The sequence below is a fragment of the Paenalcaligenes hominis genome, assembly GCF_041359055.1.
Classification (GTDB): Bacteria; Pseudomonadota; Gammaproteobacteria; order Burkholderiales; family Burkholderiaceae_B; genus Paenalcaligenes; species Paenalcaligenes hominis_A.
In genome coordinates, this window is the sequence record NZ_JBGJKZ010000002.1 from 298,648 (window position 1) to 320,528 (window position 21,881).

At 45.9% G+C, this 21,881-nt stretch carries 24 protein-coding genes and 1 tRNA gene; 19 read left to right on the top strand and 6 right to left on the bottom strand.

The window, feature by feature from the left end:
• Positions 1 to 102: 102 nt before the first annotated feature.
• The 3 genes from ACBP46_RS05295 to ACBP46_RS05305 all read right to left on the bottom strand — a co-directional run bounded on the left by ACBP46_RS05295 (position 103) and on the right by ACBP46_RS05305 (position 2,382).
• Complete coding sequence (locus tag ACBP46_RS05295) at positions 103 to 441, bottom strand: PRC-barrel domain-containing protein (RefSeq protein ID WP_371015698.1); 339 nt, start codon at positions 439 to 441, stop codon at positions 103 to 105.
• Between the two features lie 112 nt (positions 442 to 553).
• Positions 554 to 970 (bottom strand): PRC-barrel domain-containing protein, encoded by a 417-nt coding sequence (locus tag ACBP46_RS05300; RefSeq protein ID WP_371015699.1) that lies wholly within the window; start codon positions 968 to 970, stop codon positions 554 to 556.
• Positions 971 to 1,311: 341 nt separating this feature from the next.
• Positions 1,312 to 2,382 carry a linear amide C-N hydrolase gene (locus ACBP46_RS05305; RefSeq protein WP_371015700.1) on the bottom strand — a complete coding sequence of 357 codons (1,071 nt, stop codon included), beginning with the start codon at positions 2,380 to 2,382 and terminating at the stop codon, positions 1,312 to 1,314.
• A gap of 346 nt (positions 2,383 to 2,728) precedes the next feature.
• Here ACBP46_RS05305 and ACBP46_RS05310 point away from each other — a divergent pair, with 346 nt between their 5' ends.
• From ACBP46_RS05310 to ACBP46_RS05320, 3 genes are all read left to right on the top strand, one after another.
• Entirely contained in the window at positions 2,729 to 3,337 is a 609-nt protein-coding gene (locus ACBP46_RS05310; protein ID WP_371015701.1) for a tRNA-uridine aminocarboxypropyltransferase, read from the top strand.
• Positions 3,338 to 3,404: 67 nt separating this feature from the next.
• Positions 3,405 to 3,791: a DUF1090 domain-containing protein gene (locus ACBP46_RS05315; protein WP_371015702.1), complete on the top strand. Its 387-nt coding sequence runs from the start codon at positions 3,405 to 3,407 to the stop codon at positions 3,789 to 3,791.
• 574 nt (positions 3,792 to 4,365) lie between these two features.
• A complete protein-coding gene (locus tag ACBP46_RS05320) occupies positions 4,366 to 4,722 on the top strand; it encodes a YgiW/YdeI family stress tolerance OB fold protein (RefSeq protein ID WP_371015703.1) in 357 nt (118 codons plus the stop codon).
• Between the two features lie 82 nt (positions 4,723 to 4,804).
• Here the strand turns inward: ACBP46_RS05320 and ACBP46_RS05325 are convergent, their stop codons facing one another.
• Together ACBP46_RS05325 and ACBP46_RS05330 are read right to left on the bottom strand one after the other, a co-directional pair.
• On the bottom strand, positions 4,805 to 5,113 hold the full coding sequence (locus ACBP46_RS05325; protein ID WP_371015704.1) for an Arm DNA-binding domain-containing protein: 309 nt from the start codon (positions 5,111 to 5,113) through the stop codon (positions 4,805 to 4,807).
• A gap of 183 nt (positions 5,114 to 5,296) precedes the next feature.
• Positions 5,297 to 5,373 (bottom strand) — tRNA-Val (locus tag ACBP46_RS05330).
• A 383-nt stretch (positions 5,374 to 5,756) separates the two neighbouring features.
• Here ACBP46_RS05330 and thrS point away from each other — a divergent pair.
• From thrS to ACBP46_RS05410, 16 genes are all read left to right on the top strand, one after another.
• Positions 5,757 to 7,679, top strand: coding sequence for a threonine--tRNA ligase (thrS, locus tag ACBP46_RS05335; protein WP_371015705.1), 1,923 nt, complete (start codon positions 5,757 to 5,759; stop codon positions 7,677 to 7,679).
• A 38-nt stretch (positions 7,680 to 7,717) separates the two neighbouring features.
• Entirely contained in the window at positions 7,718 to 8,257 is a 540-nt protein-coding gene (gene infC / locus ACBP46_RS05340; RefSeq protein ID WP_371015706.1) for a translation initiation factor IF-3, read from the top strand.
• Positions 8,258 to 8,333: 76 nt separating this feature from the next.
• On the top strand, positions 8,334 to 9,296 hold the full coding sequence (gene gshB / locus ACBP46_RS05345; RefSeq protein WP_371015707.1) for a glutathione synthase: 963 nt from the start codon (positions 8,334 to 8,336) through the stop codon (positions 9,294 to 9,296).
• A complete protein-coding gene (locus ACBP46_RS05350; RefSeq protein ID WP_371015708.1) occupies positions 9,289 to 9,708 on the top strand; it encodes a PTS sugar transporter subunit IIA in 420 nt (139 codons plus the stop codon). The genes gshB and ACBP46_RS05350 overlap by 8 nt, the downstream gene beginning before the upstream one ends.
• 8 nt (positions 9,709 to 9,716) lie before the next feature.
• Complete coding sequence (locus ACBP46_RS05355) at positions 9,717 to 9,986, top strand: HPr family phosphocarrier protein (protein WP_371015709.1); 270 nt, start codon at positions 9,717 to 9,719, stop codon at positions 9,984 to 9,986.
• Between the two features lie 5 nt (positions 9,987 to 9,991).
• Positions 9,992 to 11,737 (top strand): phosphoenolpyruvate--protein phosphotransferase, encoded by a 1,746-nt coding sequence (ptsP, locus tag ACBP46_RS05360; RefSeq protein ID WP_371015710.1) that lies wholly within the window; start codon positions 9,992 to 9,994, stop codon positions 11,735 to 11,737.
• Between the two features lie 249 nt (positions 11,738 to 11,986).
• Positions 11,987 to 12,430, top strand: a complete 444-nt coding sequence (locus ACBP46_RS05365; protein WP_371015711.1) for a hypothetical protein — start codon at positions 11,987 to 11,989, stop codon at positions 12,428 to 12,430.
• Positions 12,431 to 12,519: 89 nt separating this feature from the next.
• A complete protein-coding gene (locus ACBP46_RS05370) occupies positions 12,520 to 12,795 on the top strand; it encodes an accessory factor UbiK family protein (RefSeq protein ID WP_371015712.1) in 276 nt (91 codons plus the stop codon).
• A gap of 90 nt (positions 12,796 to 12,885) precedes the next feature.
• Positions 12,886 to 14,433 carry a YifB family Mg chelatase-like AAA ATPase gene (locus ACBP46_RS05375; protein WP_371015713.1) on the top strand — a complete coding sequence of 516 codons (1,548 nt, stop codon included), beginning with the start codon at positions 12,886 to 12,888 and terminating at the stop codon, positions 14,431 to 14,433.
• 151 nt (positions 14,434 to 14,584) lie between these two features.
• Positions 14,585 to 14,782 carry a 50S ribosomal protein L35 gene (gene rpmI / locus ACBP46_RS05380; RefSeq protein WP_077734932.1) on the top strand — a complete coding sequence of 66 codons (198 nt, stop codon included), beginning with the start codon at positions 14,585 to 14,587 and terminating at the stop codon, positions 14,780 to 14,782.
• A gap of 14 nt (positions 14,783 to 14,796) precedes the next feature.
• On the top strand, positions 14,797 to 15,156 hold the full coding sequence (gene rplT / locus ACBP46_RS05385; protein ID WP_077733020.1) for a 50S ribosomal protein L20: 360 nt from the start codon (positions 14,797 to 14,799) through the stop codon (positions 15,154 to 15,156).
• A 78-nt stretch (positions 15,157 to 15,234) separates the two neighbouring features.
• Positions 15,235 to 16,257: a phenylalanine--tRNA ligase subunit alpha gene (pheS, locus tag ACBP46_RS05390; RefSeq protein ID WP_371015714.1), complete on the top strand. Its 1,023-nt coding sequence runs from the start codon at positions 15,235 to 15,237 to the stop codon at positions 16,255 to 16,257.
• A 19-nt stretch (positions 16,258 to 16,276) separates the two neighbouring features.
• A complete protein-coding gene (pheT, locus tag ACBP46_RS05395; RefSeq protein WP_371015715.1) occupies positions 16,277 to 18,682 on the top strand; it encodes a phenylalanine--tRNA ligase subunit beta in 2,406 nt (801 codons plus the stop codon).
• A gap of 8 nt (positions 18,683 to 18,690) precedes the next feature.
• Positions 18,691 to 18,993, top strand: coding sequence for an integration host factor subunit alpha (locus tag ACBP46_RS05400; protein WP_371016052.1), 303 nt, complete (start codon positions 18,691 to 18,693; stop codon positions 18,991 to 18,993).
• 47 nt (positions 18,994 to 19,040) lie between these two features.
• Complete coding sequence (locus ACBP46_RS05405; protein ID WP_371015716.1) at positions 19,041 to 19,424, top strand: MerR family transcriptional regulator; 384 nt, start codon at positions 19,041 to 19,043, stop codon at positions 19,422 to 19,424.
• Positions 19,425 to 19,482: 58 nt separating this feature from the next.
• On the top strand, positions 19,483 to 20,274 hold the full coding sequence (locus tag ACBP46_RS05410; protein ID WP_371016053.1) for a ferritin-like domain-containing protein: 792 nt from the start codon (positions 19,483 to 19,485) through the stop codon (positions 20,272 to 20,274).
• A 7-nt stretch (positions 20,275 to 20,281) separates the two neighbouring features.
• On the opposite strand, the gene ACBP46_RS05415 is transcribed toward ACBP46_RS05410, so the two are convergent.
• Complete coding sequence (locus ACBP46_RS05415; RefSeq protein WP_371015717.1) at positions 20,282 to 21,841, bottom strand: anti-sigma factor domain-containing protein; 1,560 nt, start codon at positions 21,839 to 21,841, stop codon at positions 20,282 to 20,284.
• Positions 21,842 to 21,881 lie beyond the last annotated feature (40 nt).

The window sequence follows — 21,881 nt, forward strand, 5'->3', positions numbered from 1 at the left end:
AATTACTACTGACTTTAATAAATAAGGCAGAGGTTATTTATACAAAACAAACCTCAGCCCTACGTAAACCATTACGCAGGGCTGAGGTCTTGGAGGCGTTAATTAGATTTGACGTAAATGATGCGAGTTGGGTAATTCTTTAAGCTGATCTTTGGTGTAGCCTTTTAAAACAAAATGGTCAGCATTGTGATGAATATGATCGCATGCAATACGAACGTTATGTTCGCCTAGACCTAAAAAACCGCCTACACCAATAACGTAATATTGAGCTCTACCATCAGCCCCTAAAATCACATCACGTAAATCACCGATTTTTTCATCAAACTCGTTATATATATCACGGTTTAACAAATCTTCCTTTACAGCACATCCGTTTGGATAGTGACTATAAAGAGTGGAGGTGGTGGTAGGAATAGGTTGATTTGGATCGGTGGGGTGCATAATAAACTCCTTACAGCTCAACGGTGAGATCTGGTTGCTTAATTGCTATGTGCTAATTAAGTATTAGAAAAGAATCCGCGACCGAGCGGACATAAAAGCTAAGGCTATTTAATTAATTAACCTCAACTTTAGGCAGCTCTTTAAGTTGGTCTTTGGAATAGCCCTGCAACATGAAGCGATCGTTGCTTGGGTGGAGTTGAGCGAAAGGGATAGCTACATCGTGTTCCCCCACACCAAGGAAACCGCCTACCCCAATGACATAGTGGGTTGCTTTACCTTGGGGGTCTAAAACCACATCACGAATATCTCCCACTTTTTCGTCTTGTTCGTTATAGACGTTTTTACCCATCAGGTTATTTTTTACGCTCCAACCGCTCAACATCTCTTTACCCGGTTCATGGGCAGGAACGGCAGTGGTGACAGGAGCGCCAGGTGTAGAAGGCTCTGGGGTAGCGGGCGTTTGGGCAAATGCAGCAGAGGCGAGTGTAAAAGATAATGAGCATACAGTGATAGCAGTTAATTTCTTCATTGAGCTCTCCTTTTCATTAGTGAAAACAAAACAGCTTAAATAACCAATTAAGGCTGCTTAACTGAATTGTTACCTCCACGCTATCATGCCTGTTACGGCAAAAGTACCCACAAAACATATGTAAATGTTGCAAAAGACAACCTGATTTGCAAAGGGGCTTTTATGCAAATCATTGGCTTTATGCAGAGACCTATATAGGGTAGGGCCGCGATAAATAGTGCATGGATTGTTACATTTATACTCAGGCTTTAAAGAAAAGACGAGATTTATTATAAAGATGCAACCTGTGAATTAAATAAAAAAAACCACCTGTGTGGGCTTTTGATTGAAAACTCAAAGGCTTAGGATGGCAGCCCTAAGAATGTAAATGGTTTTGCTTCAATAAATTGATCATTAACGGCTCCAGCGAAAACATTGGATTGATTCGGACCTAATTCTAATTTTTTTATTTGACCTGAGTCTTTAGAAAAATCAATTTTTTCAAGATCAACCCAAAATACATTGGGTGCAATCGCTGATTCAAAAAAATAACGTTTGTTTTTTTGATCAGAAACCGTACGCCATCGTGTTGATGAAATATTTGGCTCATTTGGGGTGGAAATGCCATACGGCACAGATACATTGCGGATTACGCTAAATACACTAGCAAGCGCTTCGTGTTCTTTGTTTGTTTTAGGAACAGCGTTTACATAAAAAGAAGCACGTGCAAAACGATCGGCGGCTCGATTTGTTCCGGGCAACATGGTTAACCCACCTATTTGTTCCCAGTAACTATTAAGTGTGAGTTGCTGATCGAAAGTTGGAGAGTTAGTCATGACTTGGTAATCACGGCTGTGGTGAATAACTTGCTCGCCATTAATGTATTCAATAATAGCGCTGTCTCCACTTGCATCAGACATAGAAAGATGAAGGGTTGCTAAGCGATTTTCTCCTGGAACATGGTCGGTCACCAATGTAAAAGGTTGCTTTTCTAGAGCTTGTACAGCTTCACTTACTGTTGCGTAGTTATCTAATATATATTGGGCCCAAGCTGAGATAGACAGACCGGGTGACTTGCCATCGTATGCCGGGTATTCTGACTCAACAAGCCACAACACATTGGCTACTAAGCCTTTCTCATTCATGCCATCTGTGGTGGAGATGTCATAGCCTGATGCAATCACGCTTCCATATTTGGAGGTCCAAGTAACGGAGTTTGGACCCGCCATTCCCTCGCGCTGCATACCTTGAGGAAAGATCCAAAGATTTGTTTCTACATCAGATTTCCAGTCCATTGAACGGCCAGTAATCACTTGATTATCTTCGCCTAAATAAACAAAACGGGTACAGGCATCGGCAACGGGAGCAGTTAGAAAAGATAATGACAGGGCAGAAGCCGCCGCATAAAGGGGGAGAGATAATTTGAGCCGCATAGTTGATCTTATCTTTAGTTGAAAGAGACAGCGCTAAGAGAAAACGCCTTTGAGACTTTCTTGTCTAGAAGGCACAAAAGCGTAAAACAGCAGCAATTAAGGGGTAGAGGTACTAATACATAGCATATGCCTAGTCTTTGTTAACTATAAACCACTGTATAAAAAAGAAAATTGAAGCCGCACTAAAAAACGCAAAATGGCAAGAAAGTAAAAGCATGGTTTGTTTACTTTCATAATGCTTTTGTTACGTGCTTAAAAATTAACACAGATTTAAAATGGGCAGTGATCTGACTGTGACATACTATACAGTTTTAGCGTAGTGCGCTAAATCTTATATGCTAGGGTTATGCATAACTCCTTTTCTATACGTTTAAAATGCGTCCAGTGCCTAAGGCCCCAAACACATTGCCTTTGCGCTTATGTGGCTAATATAGCAAACCGGACTCATGTCTTGGTTTTGCAGCATCCCAATGAGCACAAACATCCGCTTAATACAGCGCGTTTGGCAGTGCAGGGCCTAAAAAACGCCGAGCTATTGATAGGCGAGCAGTTCACTGATTTAATAAGTCGACTGCATAGCGTGGATAAGGCGTTTTTACTTTTCCCTGCTCAGTCTCATCATACGGTGCAAGCGCTTGCGCCTTTACCGGTTGATTCAACCTCACTGCTGATTGTGCCAGATGGTACCTGGCGAAATGTACGTAAAATCATTCAGCTTAATCCTGTGCTCGACACCTTGCCGCGTCTGACTTTACCTTTAGGTGAGCCCTCTCTTTACCGAATCCGAAAAACCAAGCAAACAGGGGCTGTTTCTACCATTGAGGCCATTGCACGCGCTTTAACATGCTTAGAACCAGAGCACGATTATGCCTCGTTATTAACACCTTTTCATATTATGGTGGAACAGCAGATTGAGGCGATGGGGGCGGAGGTTTATGCACGCAATCATAAGTAAATGCTTGTAAATATACAGCTTTTTAGCAGGGCTTTATCGTTTTAAAATTAATAGAGTAGGTGGTCTCATGAAAATGAAAACAGTATTGGTACTTATCCTGAGCGTTTGCGCTTCAATGACTGCATCTGCAGCTTCAACTCACTGCCAGCAGAAATTTGCGAACATAGAAAAGCAAATCGACTACGCGAAAAAAAACGGTAACTACCATCGCGTTAAGGGTTTAGAGAAAGCATTAATGAATGCCAAAAGAAACTGCTCTACTGCTTCGCTTATAGATGACAAAGAAAAAGACGTTGCTAAGCAGCAAGAGAAAATTAATAAAACTTTAGAGAAGATCCAAGAAGGAAAGCAGGACGGAAAAGTTGATAAAGTACATAAACTAGAAGAAAAACTACAGCATGAGCGAGAAAAGCTAGACGAGTTACAACGTGATTTACGTGTTTTAGAAAAATAATGATTTATTTTAGCTAGCTGAGTTTTTCATTTTTCCTACCAAGTGACTAAAAGACTGTTTTTCATGCCCAGGCTGATGCGTGTCAGCTCGTTTGGTTTGTCAAGGTAAGTCTTTTCCTCAAGAAGGGGTCTTATTTGTCTGATTAGAAAAGGTGACTGCCCTCATTGTGGGGCAGAAAATATGACCTTTAGCTGCCGTGGTGAGGTTTTAAGAAAGACGTTAAAAGACGGCTACTTAGAGTGGGATCTATTTATGAGCTGCAATAGGTGCTCGTCAGGAATCATTGTTCGAGTTGCTGGGAATGCCAAGCCCCCATTAAGCGCGTTGCCTTTCCGTATTTATTTAGATAAAGGTATTTATGCTGCTCAGGACGGAATCACATTTTAAATTCCTTTGTCTAATCTGACAGAGTCGTGAATTCGTCATAGCAGAGATATACGTAGCTTTCGTAAATGATAGAAAAGTCCCACCAGACGAAGAAAAACAGATAGGATGTAATTTATGCTTATGCAGTAGCTGTTTTATGTAAGCCAATAATGCGCATATTCGTTTTCATAGTAAAGGAGATCGGGTTATGAAAAATCATTTGCTGTTAACAGTATTCTCGGCGGCGTTTATATTTACCTCCTCTGCGCAAGCTCAGTATACGGGGCCATCAGCAGCCCCTGCTGCTAGTGTTGAAGCCATTTTGAAAAACCCTGTAGATGATCAAGAGGTTTTGTTGAAAGGCCACCTTCTGCGCCAAATCGGCCCAAAAAAATACATTTTCTCAGATGGAACCGCGGAAATCGTTGCTGAGATAAAACCTAAGCGGTTTGAAGGTTTACCAAAAATTGATGAAAAAACGAATGTTGAGTTGTTAGGTGAAGTGGATACTAGTTTGTACCGCGCTCCTGAACTTGAGGTGGATTCGCTTCGAGTTATCCAATAAGCCTAAGTCGTAGGTCGCTCTTTCGTTGTAGCCGCTTTGAAAGCACAGGGCAGCAAAACCCGAGGAGGAAATAATGAAAACGTTAGAGCGGGGTAATGGCCGCTTGTTTTAATAGCTCTCTTTCTACTATAGGATCTCGATTTTGGGCTAGAAGAAGTTTTATTTCTTCACGCTGGGCGCGGGCGTTGGCTAGCGATATATCTGGGTAAGGGCCTAAAGAGATAGTACTGTCTTTGCCGTTCAATTGTTTAAATCGCAGATGCCAGATTTTTGAGCCGGACTTGTTTAGTTGTAAATAAAGCCCACCACCATCAAAGAGGCGAGCTTTGCCATCTGATAGCTTTGATCGCCTACATTCGAGATCCGTTAGTGGGGTGATAATTCGAGCCATTTTGGATGTACCCTTATTCTAGATGAACATACCCTCAAACGTACCCTTATTAAGCATGGGCAGCATTGAGCATCATGGAGCAGAATGGGAAACAAACAGGCAATAAAAAACCCGCAAAGCCAATGACTGTGCGGGTTTTAAAGCATCAATGATTCTGATATGGCATCACTGAAACATGAATTCTGGTAGGCAGTACTGGATTCGAACCAGCGACCTCTACGATGTCAACGTAGCGCTCTAACCAACTGAGCTAACCGCCTAAAGATATAACTATAGAATCAAATGGTGACTTGTGTCAAGCCCTTGGGTGAAAATAAATAAAAATAGCTATTTTCGGTCTGAGTTGTGGGAGTTTAATTAGGTATAAAAAGTAGTATTGGCGTAGCAAGATTGCAACAATTGTTTAGCTATTTGAGTAGAGGATGGTTTTTTTCTAGTCGGTTGCTGCATGAAAAGCTGCGCGGTGTTAGACTTATATATAACTAATATTCTTGAATTAACGATGGAAATATACATGAGCACAACGCGAACTACTACCTTGCGACAATAATTTTGGCCGCATGTGTTCGCTCGTTATTCAAGCTATTCACAGATACCTTAAACGCGGCCATGGAGCCGCGTTTTTTATTAATTAGGAAGTTGTATGGTTCAGATTACCTTACCCGATGGTTCACAGCGCTCGTTTGATGGGCCTGTCTCTGTTGGCGATGTGGCTCATTCTATTGGTGCTGGCTTAGGGCGTGCTGCTCTTGCAGGACGAGTGACTACGACGGGTTCTGAGCCTACCTTAGTGGACACAAGCTTTATCATTGATCAAGACGCCGAGTTAGCAATCATCACTGCCAAAGACGCTGATGGTTTGGATGTGATCCGTCACTCTACGGCTCACTTGCTGGCTTATGCGGTTCAAGAGCTATTTCCTGAGGCCCAGGTTACGATTGGTCCGGTCATTGATAATGGCTTTTATTACGATTTTGCTTATAAACGTCCTTTTACTCCCGAAGACCTAGTGGCCATAGAAAAGAAAATGGCCGAGCTAGCTAAAGCCGATATTCCTGTTTCTCGCGAAGAATGGGATCGGGACGAGGCTGTTGCATTCTTCAAGAGTATTGGTGAGGTCTATAAAGCAGAAATTATTGAATCGATCCCATCTGGCGAGACCATTAGCTTATATCGCGAGGGCGACTTTATTGATCTGTGTCGCGGGCCACACGTGCCTTCTACGGGCAAGCTAAAAGTTTTTAAGCTGATGAAAGTGGCGGGGGCGTATTGGCGCGGCGATAGCAGCAATGAAATGCTGCAGCGTATTTACGGTACAGCTTGGGCAAGCAAAGAAGATCAAAATGCGTATCTGACTATGCTTGAGGAAGCAGAAAAACGCGACCACCGTCGTTTGGGTCGTGAGCTAGGTTTGTTCCAGTTTCACGAGGATGCACCAGGTTTGATTTATTGGCATCCAAAAGGGTGGACAGTATGGCAGCAGGTTGAGCAATACATGCGCAAGGTATACCAAGACAATGGTTACCAAGAAGTGAAGGCACCGCAGATTTTGGACTTGTCTTTATGGAAAAAAACAGGTCATTGGGATAACTATGCGGAAAACATGTTTACCACCGAGTCTGAAAATCGAGTTTATGGCCTAAAGCCCATGAATTGCCCAGGACATGTGCAAATTTTTAATCAAGGCTTGCACTCATACCGTGAATTGCCATTGCGTTATGGCGAGTTTGGGCAATGTCACCGCAATGAACCTTCTGGTGCGTTGCATGGCATGATGCGCGTGCGTGGCTTTACTCAGGACGATGGTCACATTTTCTGTACAGAGGACCAGCTCCAAGAGGAGTGTGTGAATTTCACTGCGTTGCTGCAGAAAGTCTATAAAGACTTTGGTTTTACTGAAATTTTGTACAAAGTAGCGACTCGACCTGAAAAGCGTATTGGTGACGATGAGGTATGGGACAAGGCCGAACAAGCCTTAATGGAAAGCTTGCGCCGTACAAACTGTGAGTTTGAAATTGCTGAGGGTGATGGGGCTTTTTATGGTCCCAAAATCGAGTACACCCTTAAAGACGCCATTGGGCGTCATTGGCAGTGTGGCACTATTCAGGTGGACTTTTCCATGCCAGCACGTTTGGGGGCTGAATACGTTGATGCCAACGACCAGCGTCGTACGCCCGTTATGTTACATCGTGCCATTTTGGGTTCGTTCGAACGCTTTATTGGTATTTTAATTGAAAACTATGCAGGAGCCTTGCCTGCTTGGTTATCACCAGTACATGCTGTGGTGTGCTGTATTGCAGAATCATCCGCCGATTATGCTAAACAGGTGGCTGATGCACTTCGTGCAAAAGGTCTACGTGTTAATAGCGATTTGCGTGGTGAAAAAATCACCCGTAAAATTCGGGAACACAGTATGCAAAAAATTCCTTACATTCTCGTGGTAGGGGATAAAGAGCAAGAGGCAGGTGCGGTCGCAGTGCGCGGTCGTGGGGGCCTCGATTTAGGGGTTATGCCATTGACCGACTTTGCGGAACGCATGCAAAATGAGATTGACAGCCGTCAATAAGCTTATTTGTATGCTGGCATAGAACTTTTTATTTAATTTTGGGAGTCTTAGACATCGCAACCGAAAAGAAACATCGCATCAACGGTGAAATCCGTGTTAATGAAGTGCGACTCATTGGTATTGAGGGTGAACAGCTTGGCGTCGTTAAGCTGGCTCAGGCATTAGACATGGCTGAAGAGCATGAGGTCGACTTAGTGGAGATAGCACCAACCGCAACTCCACCTGTATGTCGTCTCATGGATTATGGCAAGTTCCGCTATCAGGAACAAAAACGCCAACAAGAGGCCAGAGCCAAGCAAAAAGTGGTTCAAATCAAAGAGGTGAAATTCCGTCCTGCTACGGACGAGGGCGACTACAACGTAAAACTACGTAATGTTCGTCGTTTCATCGAGGATGGGGACAAAGTCAAAGTGTCACTACGTTTTAGAGGGCGCGAAATGGCTCACCAAGAGCTAGGTATGCGCGTTTTAGAGCGTGTACGTGATGATGTAGAGGATATCTGCCAGGTCGAATCCTTCCCACGTTTGGAGGGTCGTCAGATGGTCATGGTGCTTGCGCCTCGCAAGAAAGCCAGCTAAACCGTCTCTGCGCCGACTACTTTACTACCCCTTCGCGACCTCCGTTGCGAAGGGGTTTATTTCAGGAATCTCCGTCATGCACGTTTTATTTATTATTGATCCATTACCTTCACTTTCTGCATACAAAGACACCTCGGTGGCAATGATGCGGGCGTTGCTTGCGCAAGAGCATACGATTAGCGTAGCGTTGCAAACAGATCTTTATATTGATCAGGGTCGCGTAAAAACCGTGGCACAGCCTATTCACATTGCACCCAGTGCCGATTTGCATGCTGCTGATTGGTGGACTGAGCCTGGGCCAGCTCTAGAGCTTGAGCTTAATCATTTTAGTGCGGTTATTATGCGCAAAGACCCGCCGTTTGATATGGAGTATTTTTACTCTACGCACTTGCTTAGTTTTGCTGAAGAGCAGGGTGCCAAAGTGTTTAATACTGGCGAGGCACTGCGTAACCATCCAGAAAAATTAGCTATCACAGAGTTTCCTGAATTCACTCCGCCCACCTTGGTCACTCGGGATATGAAACGCATTCGTGCTTTCCATCAGGAGTACAAAGATGTCATCGTTAAACCGCTTGATGGTATGGGCGGTATGGGCATATTCCGTATGCGCGAAGGCGAAGTGAACGTAGGTGCTATTTTAGAAACTTTAAGCAAGGACGGTGCTGAAACACTAATGGTGCAACGCTATATTCCTGAAATTAAGGATGGCGATAAGCGTATTTTAATTATTAATGGCCGTCCTGTGCCTTATTGCCTTGCACGCATTCCTTTAGCAGGAGAGACGCGGGGCAATTTAGCAGCAGGTGGTCGTGGTGTGGCACAACCGTTAAGCGAGCGGGACTGGCAAATTGCTAATACCATTGCTCCACATTTAGTAAAGCGCGGCTTGTTTTTAGTTGGCTTGGATGTCATCGGCGATTACATCACAGAAATCAATGTAACTAGCCCGACTTGTTTTGTGGAAATTACGGAACAAACTGATTGTGATGTGGGGGCATTGTTTGCAGATGCTTTAGCCGAAGTGGTGGCTAATGCTTAGGCAATCACCGATTGCTGTGGTGTTGGTAACACATGCTCCGCTGGGTAAAGCGCTCTATGCTTGTGCTGAGCATGTATTGCAAACACCACCTGCTTTGCTGGTGGCTGATGTGCTGCCGGCAGATTTGCCTCAGCCATGGGTGAAAAAGTTAGTTCATGAAATCGCCGAGCTCAACACTAAAAAAGTATTGTTGCTTTGCGATTTATATGGGTCTACCCCATACCATATAGCCACAGGGGTGCAGCGTCGATTATCCCTTCGCGATTATCAGGTGCATCTTGTATCAGGTGTAAATGTCAGTATGGTGCTTAAAGCATTAACTGATGCAGGCCCTAGTGTAGAAGACGTGGTGACGCAGGTGTTAGCTGCAACACAAAGAGGGATCGTTCACCAGTCTCCAACTCTTTCATAAATAGAATTATGCCTTCCATTGACATAGAAATAACAAACCAGCTTGGATTACATGCACGTGCTGCAGCCAAACTTACCAAAGTAGCAAGCCAATACAACAGTGATATCCATATTGCCCGTGGCGATCGGCGCGTCAATGCGAAAAGTATCATGGGGGTGATGATGTTGGCGGCAGGCTTAGGGGTGACAGTAACCCTAGACGCAGAAGGGGATGATGCAGAGCAAGCCCTAGGTGCCTTAGCCGAGCTATTTGCTAATAAATTTGATGAGGAAGCCTAAGGCTTATGCTTGAGCCCAATAACTCGCCCGCTATGTGGACTATGGCTGGACAGGGAGTAGTCAATGGTTATGCCATTGGTAAAGCGGCGGTGATGGGTGCGGCCGCCCTTGAGGTCCCACATTATTATATCGAACCACAAGCGGTGGACGCAGAGTGCTCTCGACTCTATGAGGCCATGGATAAAGCGCGGGATGATCTAGCGTTAATTGCACAGCATTTACCTGCGGACACGCCCTTAGAGGTCATCCCTGTACTTGAGGTGCATCGTTTGTTGCTTGATGACCCTATGCTGAGGCAACAAAGCTGTGTGTATATTACCGAACGGTTGTACAACGCCGAGTGGGCTTTAACCACACAAGGGCAAAATTTAGCTGCCCAGTTTGAGCAAATTGAAGACCCCTATCTGCGCGAACGCAGTGCTGATATACGTCAGGTCATTGAGCGTGTGTTGCTTATATTAAGTGGGCAAACACCTGCCCATCATAGCTTAGCCATTCATGCCGAATCGTACGATGCGGGTCTGATTGTGGTTGCGCGTGATATATCTCCTGCTGATATGTTGCGGTTGCGAAAGATTCGGTTTGCTGCTTTTTTGACTGACTTGGGCGGTCCAACCTCGCATACGGCTATTGTGGCGCGTAGTATGAATATCCCAGCCGTGGTGGGGTTGGGCGAGTTTAGGCGTATGGTGCGCGATGGGGATCACCTCATTGTTGATGGTTTTAAAGGGGTGGTGATTGTTAACCCATCTGAGCAGGTATTGCAGCAATATCGCAAACTCCAAGCCGCTCATTTAAGTCAGCGTGAGCAACTGGTTCAGTTGCGTGATACGCCGGCTGTAACGTTGGATGGGGTGACGGTGCAGTTAGAGGCCAACATCGAGTTACCCCACGAGGCCCAGGCGGCTTTTGATGCAGGGGCAGATGGGATAGGTTTATTTAGAAGTGAGTTTTTGTTTATGGGGCGAGCTGATTTGCCCTCTGAGCAAGAGCAGTACGAGGCGTATGCGTCAGTAGTGCAAACGATGCAAGGCCGTGCCGTCACGATTCGCACCCTTGACCTAGGCGCGGACAAAGCCTTAGATGGAGAGCAAACGGTGGCAACCAACCCGGCTTTAGGTTTACGGGCTATTCGCTATTGTTTGGCTCACCCTGACTTATTTCAAACACAGTTGCGTGCGCTATTAAGGGCCTCCGAGTTAGGCTTGGTGCGTATTTTGATTCCTATGGTTTCCTCTATGGAGGAAGTCAAAGCCGTTCGTATAGCGCTTGAACAAGCAAATCATAGCCTTCGTGCGGACGGCCACATGGGTGCGTTTAACTACGAGTTAGGTGCCATGGTTGAGGTTCCCGCCATTGCTATTGCTATTGAGCCTTTTGCGCAAAACCTTGATTTTCTTTCTATTGGCACCAATGACTTAATTCAATATGTGATGGCGGTTGACCGTACAGATGCTGAGGTGATGGATTTGTATGATCCCATGCATCCTGCGGTGTTGCGTTTAATCGCACATACCATTAATCGAGCTGAAAGCTATGGCAAACCTGTTTCTGTATGTGGGGAGATGGCAGGGGATGCGCGTTTGACTCGTATGCTATTAGGTTTGGGGTTACGGTGTTTTTCTATGCCTGCTTCGCAAATCCTGCTTGTTAAACAACAAGTGCTGCAAGCTCATACAGTAGATTTGCAGCATAAAGTTGCCACGGCATTAAACCGCGCAGAGCGTATTGATTTATTAAAATTGAACTAAGTAGCAGGTTTTGTGCTTGTTATGAGGGTTTACACCACAACTTAAATGTAACAAAACAAGCTAATCGTATCGTTGAAACCTTCAAAACAACTGTTGAGGCAGGCCTTGGCAAATAAAATCTTTACAATGTTACAAATTGGACATGTGCGTTTACACTAGGTAGCTTGCGTCCGAGACAGAGCTAGTTAGAATTAATTGTAACAAGGGGCCTATAGCAGGCACCTACTGCTTTTATATAAAAGGAACGATATGAAAAAGACACGTTTATCTCTTGCCATTCTTGCCTCATTTTCAGTAGCTTTTTTGGCCGCATGTTCTGATGAAAATAAAGACCAGCCAGCACCTGCTGGCGCGCCAGCCGTAGAAGCTCCAGCCCCAGCACCTGTTGTTACGCCAGAGCCTGAAACAAAAACTGAGCAGCTCAAGCAGGACGTAAAAGAAGAGGCTGAAGATCTAAAGGAAAAAGCAGAAGAGCTGAAAGAGGAATCCAAAGACAATGCAGCTGAAGCCAAAGAGGACATCAAAGAGCGCGCTCAGGACATTAAAGAAAAAGCTGCTGACTTAGCTGATAAAGTGTCTGACGATGCGTCTAAAGCTGCCCATGATGCTAATACAGCCATTAAGGATGCTGCTGCTAAGGCTGATGCAGCCATTCAAAATGCAGTAAATAGCGATAAAACCGATACACAGTAAACTGTCTTCTCTGTATCTATCGAAGATTAAGCCGCCTTTGCGCGGCTTTTTTGTTTAAACTAAAGCTATTAATACAAAGGAGAGTCATTATGAGCTCACGCAATGATATTTTTAGTCAAATACAGCAGAATATCTCTGATTTAATCGCTAATAGCCCTGCGGCCGATTTAGAGAAAAACATTAAGGCTTTTATGGGGCAAACCTTTAATCGAATGGACTTACTTACTCGTGACGAGTTCGATACCCAAATAGCACTACTGGAGCGCGCATTAGCGCGTGTGACGGCATTAGAGCAACGTGTCCAAGAGCTAGAGACCAAACTCGCAGCACAAAATACCGCTCCAGCATCAGATAACAATTCTTAGTTTTACTCATAGCTCAAACTAGCCATCTATGCCGTAAAGACCTTGTGTTTTACGGCATAATTTTTTTATTAAACATACACAAGGTGCGCTATGAGTTTGGCTATTTTAAGCAGTGGTGTGTTGTGGGGGTTTGAGCTTATTCCGGTTCGTGTGGAAGTTCATGTGGGTGCCGGTTTGCCCAGTTTTAATCTGGTTGGCATGCCGGATCTGGGTGTGAGAGAAAGCCGTGAGCGGGTGCGCGCGGCTATTTTAAACAGCGGGTTTAGTTTTCCTGCTGCGCGCATTACTGTAAATTTAGCGCCTGCTGATTTACCTAAAGACTCAGGGCGTTTTGATTTGGCTATTGCGCTGGGTGTATTGCTTGCGTCGGGACAGCTGCAGCAAGAAAAGCAATCACCCAATGATCAGGCCGAACCGCCTGATCTGGATGCATATTTTTTTGCTGGTGAACTATCGTTAACAGGGGCTGTGGTGGCGGTGGGAAATGCGTTGGCTTTAGCTTGTGGGGTAAGGCAGCAGTTTCCGCAAAAAACCTTAGTTTTGCCTTTGGTGTCAGCACAGATGGCTGCGCATGTGCCTGATGTAAAAATAGCAGCAGTCCATAGCCTACAGCATGCTGTGCAGTTCTTTTGTGGTGCAGAGCCAGCAGAGCCCATAGAAAAATGCAGTTTGTCTAGTTCATCAACCCCAACTGCTTGTTTGTCAGAAGTATATGGTCAGCAACAGGGGCGATTTGCATTGGAGTGCGCTGCCTCAGGAGGCCACAGTTTATTGTTTAGTGGGCCCCCTGGGGTGGGTAAAAGTATGTTGGCGCAAAGACTGCCAGGGCTATTACCGCCTCTTGATTCACAGCAGCAGCTTGATGTGGCTATATTGCATCAAATGCAATCACACGCTGATCAGGCTGTGCAACTTACCGCTGTGCCGCCTTATCGCGCACCACATCATTCTTGCTCAATGGCTGCAATGGTGGGTGGAGGGCGTAATATACGCCCTGGTGAGATCACCTTGGCGCATCATGGGGTATTGTTTATGGACGAGTTCCCAGAGTTTGATCGACGGGTATTAGAGTCTTTGCGGGAGCCTCTAGAAACCGGGGAAATACTCGTTTCTCGAGTTAATCAGCGTTGCCGTTTTCCTGCTCGGTTTCAGCTTATCGCGGCTATGAATCCTTGTCCATGCGGTTATTTCGGCCATCAAAAAGCGCTTTGTCGCTGTTCAGCGGACCAAATTATACGTTATCAACAAAAGCTGTCAGGGCCGCTGCTTGATCGTATTGATCTATTTGCTGTATTGCCTTACGAGCCCCAGTTCAACAGCTCTTCGCAAAAGCCCGAGAGCTCGTATAGCGTGCGTCAACGTGTGGTGGCAGCGCGTCAAAGACAAAAAGAACGCCAAGGGGGGTTAAATGCCCATTTACATGGCGATGCGTTGCAGCGCCACGTCCATCTAACTAAAGAAGCAGAACGGCTCTTGGGCCACGCAGCGCAAAAATGGAGCTGGTCCTTGCGTGTGCTACATCGCATTCAGCGCGTTAGTCGCACAATAGCGGATATGGCGAATAGTGCCGTGGTTCTCGATGAGCATGTGGCGTCAGCCATGCAATTTAGGTATCAAATGCGTGCTGACAAGCTCTAAGCATAGACAAATCCTTTTTTTACTTTTATAATTTTCTTTTTATTGGGTTTAATTACTTAATAAAAACAATAAGTGCCTACAGGGTTATTGAAGCGTGGCTTATCAGTTTTAGCTGCCACCTATGGGTCACAACTTAATTTTGAGTGTTCTTATGCCTAAAATGAAAACAAAGCGTGGCGCTGCCAAACGCTTTCAAGTACGTGGCAGTGGTTCCATCAAGCGCGGTCAGGCGTTCAAACGTCACATCTTGACCAAGAAAACCACTAAAAATAAACGTCAACTACGTGGTGCTGTAGAAGTACACAGCTCTGACGTTGCATCCGTAAAACAGATGCTTCCTTTTGCTTGATTGGAGTATAAAACATGTCACGCGTAAAACGTGGGGTTAACGCCCGTGCACGTCACAAAAAAGTATTAGCCGAAGCCAAAGGCTTCCGTGGTCGCCGCAGCACCGTCTATCGTGTTGCTAAACAGGCGGTAATGAAAGCGGGTCAGTATGCGTACCGCGACCGTCGTAATCGCAAACGTGTATTCCGCGCATTGTGGATCACACGTATCAATGCTGCTTGCCGCGAACTCGATTTAACCTACAGCCAGTTCATCGCTGGTTTAAATAAAGCCAATATCGAACTCGACCGCAAAGTATTGGCAGATATGGCTGTAAACGATAAAGCCGGTTTTGCTGCAGTAGTTGCTCAAGCCAAAACTGCTTTGGCTGCTTAACAAGCACAAATCGATTCAGTATATGTACAAACGGGCTCTTTATAGGGCCCGTTTGTTTTTGGAAATAGACTTTTAGACATGACTTTACCAGCCGACGATATTATTCAACGTGCGCAGACGCTTTTCGCTGAATCTGCTGACGCGGTGGCTTTGGAAAATGCCAAAGCAGTTTTTTTAGGAAAACAAGGGGAAATCACCGCCCTAATGAAAGGAATGGCGCAACTTAGCCCTGATGAAAAGCGCACTCAAGGAGCGGCGATTAATCAAATTAAACGCCAAATTGAAACCTTGCTTAACGATCGTCGTGCTGAATTAGCTCAAGCTGAACTCAATCAGCGCTTAGCCTCAGAGGCTATTGATGTCAGTTTGCCTGGGCGTGGTCGTCAGGTAGGGGGGATTCATCCCGTCATTAAAACTTGGCAGCGTGTAGAAGCCATTTTCCGCTCTATTGGCTTTGATGTGGCAGATGGGCCAGAGATAGAAAACGACTGGACTAACTTTACTGCGCTCAACAATCCAGAAAATCACCCTGCGCGCTCAATGCAGGATACTTTTTACGTGGATATGAAAGACGGAAGTGGCTTGCCGTTGTTGTTGCGTACGCATACCAGTCCAATGCAGGTCCGCTATGCGCGCATGCACAAGCCCCCCATCAAAGTCATTGCGCCGGGCCGTACCTATCGGGTAGATAGCGATGCCACCCACTCACCTATGTTTCATCAAGTTGAAGGCCTGTGGATTGCAGAAGACATTTCGTTCGCCGACTTAAAAGGTGTATACACCAATTTCCTGCGTGCTTTTTTTGAAACAGACGATTTAGTCGTGCGTTTCCGTCCTTCTTTTTTCCCGTTTACCGAGCCCTCTGCAGAGATTGACATGATGTTTAGCTCTGGCCCAAATAAAGGCAAATGGCTAGAAATCTCCGGTTCGGGTCAGGTGCACCCGGATGTGATTCGCAACTTTGGCTTAGATCCAGAAAAATACATGGGCTTTGCTTTTGGTTCGGGTCTAGAGCGGCTAACCATGCTGCGCTATGGCGTCAATGATTTACGTCAGTTCTTCGAAGGCGATTTACGCTTCTTAAAACAGTTCAACTCTTAATTAGCCTGGGCATTTACGCATGTTAGTTTCTGAATCTTGGTTACGTACCTTTGTTAATCCTACGATGGATTCCGACGAGCTTTGCCATCGCCTTACCATGGCGGGCTTAGAGGTCGAAGAGTCCACGTTAGCTGCGCCTGCATTTAGTGGCGTGGTTGTTGCAGAAATTGTGGAAATTGCTCCACATCCTGATGCTGATCGTTTACGTGTATGCCAAGTCAACACGGGCGCAGAAACGGTACAGATTGTATGTGGTGCACCCAATGCGCGTCAGGGCCTCAAAGCGCCTTTAGCCCAATTAGGGGCTCGTCTGCCTGGTGACTTTAAAATCGGCAAAGCCAAAATGCGCGGTGTTGAGTCATTTGGTATGTTGTGCTCAGCAAAAGAGCTTGGCATTTCCGAGGAGTCCGATGGCTTGCTCGAATTGCCTTCTGATGCACCGGTTGGTACTGATATTCGTTCATACTTAGATCTAGATGACCATGTTATTGAGATCAAAATGACACCGAATCGCGCTGACTGTCTCTCCATGCTTGGGGTGGCGCGTGAGGTTTCAGCATTAACAGGGTTGCCCTTGCAGGTACCTTCTTTTGAGCCCGTGCCTGTAAGTATTGACGATAGGCTGCCAGTCTCAGTCTCTGCGCCGGACTTATGTGGGCGTTTTGCTGGGCGTGTGGTGCGAGGAGTGAATGCCGCTGCGGCCACGCCAGCATGGATGGTCAAACGGTTAGAGCGAGCCGGACAGCGTTCTTTATCCGCGTTGGTCGATATTTCTAACTACGTCATGCTTGAGTTAGGGCGTCCGTCACATGTTTTTGATTTAGATAAAGTAAAAAACGGTTTGGATGTGCGTTGGGCTAAAGAGGGCGAAACGCTCTTGTTGTTAAGTGGTAAAGAGATTGAGCTAACCGAAAACGTAGGGGTGATTGCCTCTGACGGCGTACCGCAAAGCTTGGCTGGCATAATGGGTGGTGAAGACAGCTCGGTCAAGGCCGAAAGTACTACAGACATTTTCATTGAGTCTGCTTTTTGGTGGCCAGAAGCTATTATGGGGCGGGCACGTCACTATAAATTTAACTCCGATGCAAGTCATCGCTTTGAGCGTGGGGTCGATTACGATCATGTGGTCGAGCACCTAGAGCGTATGACGCAGTTGGTACTAGAAATTTGTGGTGGTCAGGCTGGGCCTATTGTTGATCAACAAGTCAATATGCCAGAACAGCCTCAAGTCAGTATGCGTCTAGATCGTTGTCAGCGTGTATTGGGTATTCCCGTTACCGCCCAAGAGGTTCACTCTGTGTTTCAAGGTCTCGGTTTTGAGTTCACCGAGGAAAATAACGTCTTTCATGTGACTTCACCTACCTACCGATTTGATATTCGTATTGAAGAAGATCTGATCGAAGAAGTAGCGCGTATTTATGGGTTTGAGCGTATTCCCGATGTAGCGCCAAAAGCGCGTGCTGATATGCTTATTAAGCCTGAAACAGTGAAAGGTCCTCATTTGTTGCGTGCACAAATCGCAGCACTCGACTACCAAGAGGTCATTAATTTTGCCTTCGTCGAGGAAAAGTGGGAGAGTAACTACGCCGGTAATCAGAATCCCATTCGATTACTGAACCCTATTGCGAGTCAGTTAGCCGTGATGCGATCCTCCTTATTAGGTGGGCTGCTTGCCAATATTGAACATAATGCGCGTCACCGCCAGTCTCGTGTTCGTGTGTTTGAGCTGGGTAAAGTCTTTATGCGCGATGCGCAAATTAAGGACGATGATTTAAGCGTAGCAGGTGTGCATCAGCCATTACGATTAGCAGGGGCTGCCTGGGGGCCTGCGTACCCCGAGCAGTGGGGTGTAAAAACGCGTCCTGTAGACTTTTTCGATGTGAAATCGGATGTAGAAAACTTATTTGGTTCACGTGCTCACCAATTGCGTTTTGTGGTCGCAGAGCATCCTGCTTTGCACCCAGGACGTAGCGCACGTATCGATTTAGACGGACAAGAGGTTGGTTGGATAGGTGAACTGCATCCGCAGTGGTTGCAGCAGTTAGATATCAAATCGGCTCCGATTCTATTTGAACTAGATGCCGATGTTCTTTCTCAAGCGGATATGCCAGCCTTGGCCGTTCAGTCACGTCAACCTGTAGTGCAACGTGATTTGGCATTTTGGGTAGATACTACTGTGTCTTATCAGCAAATTACCGATACATTGCATCAAGCTATAACTGCTGACTCTGCTTTGGCTATAGTTAAGTCTTTCCGCCTATTTGATGTATGGAAAGCCGATGACAAGGCCACAGAGCAAAGCTTAGCTATGCGTTTTTGGCTTCAAGATGTCGAAGTCACTTTGGATGATGAGCGTGTGGATGCTGCCATGCAAAAGCTACTAGAGGCGTTGAGCCAAGCCTATCAAATTCGTCAGAGAGCTTAATACTAATGATGCTAATTGATAAAACCCTAACTAAAGCAGAGTTGACCGAGTGCATTTTTGAGCAAGTCGGTCTAAACAAACGTGAAGCCAAAGAGGTTGTGGATGCTTTCTTTGCGGAAATTAGCGCTGCGCTAGAGCGTGGTGAAGAGGTGAAACTCTCGGGCTTTGGTAATTTTCAAGTGCGTGATAAGTCATCGCGTCCTGGGCGCAACCCAAAAACAGGTGAATCCATACCTATTTCTGCACGGCGAGTAGTCACGTTTCACGCCAGTCAGAAACTCAAGTCAGCGGTAGAAAATGCGCCCCAATAAGCAAAAAAGAAGTAGATAGCTTATACTAGCTGCAAAGGATAATTTAGATGAGCGCTATGGAAAATCACAACTTACCCCCCATTCCTGCCAAACGTTATTTCACTATTGGCGAAGTCAGCGAGCTCTGTGCGGTTAAGCCGCATGTGCTGCGATACTGGGAACAGGAATTTACCCAGCTCAGTCCCATGAAACGTCGGGGTAACCGTCGTTATTACCAGCATCACGAGGTGTTGCTCATTCGTCGCATTCGCCATTTGCTCTATGACGAAGGCTTCACAATTAGCGGAGCACGCAATCGGCTATTAGGGGGGGCGGGGGCTGTTGAAATTAACGCAGAGGCTGCGGTTCGTATTTCAGGCGCTGATCTACAGGCTATACGCAACGATTTGCAACAGGTTAAGCACGTGCTCGAGCAAGCTTTAGCCAATTAAGTTTTTGCTTTAATCACAAAACAGTCCGGGTATAGCCCGGACTTTTTCTATGAAAAAAATGTATTTACGCGAATTGGCTTTACAAGCCTTGCTTATTAATGACCCGGTGGAAAAAGCCACGCAAGTGAAGCGGTTGCAGCAGGTCTGGGGCTTGCCAGTAGGTGCAGAGCTGGTGCTGCATGAACCAACTGAAGGCATACCAGGGCGGCCAGAAAAACCTGTAATTGTAGCGCCACAACAGGTTAAGCAACGTTCATTGCATACAAATGAAGGTCGAGCCGCGCTTTTGCATGCCTTAGCACATATTGAGTTTAATGCCATTAATTTAGCTTTGGATATTATTTGGCGTTATGCACATTTGCCCGATAGTTTTTATGGTGATTGGCTATGTGTAGCGTACGAGGAAGTGACGCATTTTGAGTTGCTTAATGCACACCTACATACTTTAGGTTTTCAGTATGGGGATTTTCCGGCACACGATGGCTTATGGGATATGGCCGAGCGTACTAAAGACGACTTGGTGGCTAGGCTAGCATTGGTGCCGCGCACCTTAGAGGCGCGAGGCTTAGATGCATGTCCAATTGTACGTGCCAAACTGGCTCAGGCTGGCGATAATGAAGCCGCGGCTATTCTCGATATTATTTTACGCGATGAGGTAGGTCATGTTGCGTTAGGCAATAAATGGTTTCGCTGGCTGTGTGAGCAACAGCAGTTAGACGCTATTGCGCTCTATCCGACCTTGGCAGAAGATTATCGTGCGCCCCGATTGCGAGGCCCGTTTAATATTCCAGCGCGCTTGGCGGCAGGTTTTTATGCTGAGGAAATTGACTATTTAAAGAGCCAAGCGTAATACCGATTTAAATATCAGATTGATCTACAGTGGGTTTAAATTCACCAAAACGCACTATACGTCCAAGAAACAAAATAGAGCCCGATGGGGCAGATACCCCTTGGCCTGACTCTAGAGTCATTTCAAAAATCTGGCCCACCTCGACTGGACCAATGAGTTCAGCTGGCAATGTAACCGGTTGATTTGGGTTAATTCGCCCTAAAGAGCGTATCTGAGTGTCATTGGGGAGTTGCGTCCAAAGCTGCACGATTTGATCCGCTTCTAATTCTGTTCTGACTTGTGGGCTCAGTAAAACGTGCCCTTCAGCATCTACACTGAGTATCCAGCCTGGGGTAGCGCTTTGACCAGGAGCTTGCAGTACTGCGCCAGCTTGAGGGCTCATTTGCACTAATTGCACCACAGGAGCCTTGGGCATAAAGGCCCAAATAGCAAAAGCGCTCAGAGCTGCTAACGTACCACCAGCGACCCACCAGCCGATTTTGGTTTTGCGCTTTAGAGGTGCTGTGGGTTCATAAGCCGCCTCAGCTAACTCTGCTTTGGTTTGTTCACCAAAACTGGCTGGCACAGGAGGAGGGTCCATAAACACAGCAGGTGGATCTTCAGGTGCCTCTGGTTCGGGCGTTTTGAAAACAGGGTCAGGGCTACTTAGATTGCCATACGCAGGGGTGGGTGACGATTTGCTGGTAGGGGTTGCTGATACAGACGCGCCGTTTGAAGGTGCCTCGTTATGTAGAATCTCTAATAAACTGGCGCTTGGTGTAGGAGCGGCAGTAGACTGGGTTTTAGGTGTAACTGGGTTTTCAGAGGGCGCTAAGGCTTGGCTTAAAGGCAGACCTAGGTCTTGATAAATACGGCTTAAAACATATGCAGGAGGGGATAGGGTAGGCAAGCACGCAGTTAAATGGCTAAAAACGTCTTCCCATAAAAGTAAATCCTGAGCTGCGGTTGTATCTGTTTGCAGTAACTGATGCGCTGCACTGGCTTCAGTCGCCGTATTGAGTAGACCTAAACAATACTCACCTAAAACAATTAAATGGGTATCCGAGGAATTTTGCCAGCCTGTAAACAAATGGGTGAGTAGCAATAAGCCTTCTTGGACAGCGGCTTGAGTTTCTTGAATAGAGCATTGGCATGCTTTAGCTATTTCGGCATAGTTAAATCCATATAAATAGGCTAGCGCTATTTTATGCCGTGTTTCTGCACGTAGATGTTGGAATTGCAGCAGGTCTGTTGAGGCCGAAGCAGGCAAATAAAAATGATTTTTTGCTTTGGCTAATGGGTTTAAATTGCCTGAGTTTTTTCTTTTTTGCTGTGCTCTGAAGCGGAAAATACTGTAGAGCCAGGCTTTGGCTGAACCAAGGCTGGGGTCGTACGCATTGGCGTTACGCCATATTAAAACAAAGCTCTCTCGTAACAACTCTTCGGCATCAGAGCTACGTTGCACCAAGCTTTGCCCTAATGCTAAAAAATGCGGACCTTCTAGTTCATAAAGCTGCTTTAACGCTAAGCTGTGTTGATGAGCGCATTGCTCTAACAGTTGTTGATAAGAAACGGTGCCAGTAGCCATAAGCGTTGTGAAGTCGATGAATAAAAAAATATTGTAGAGG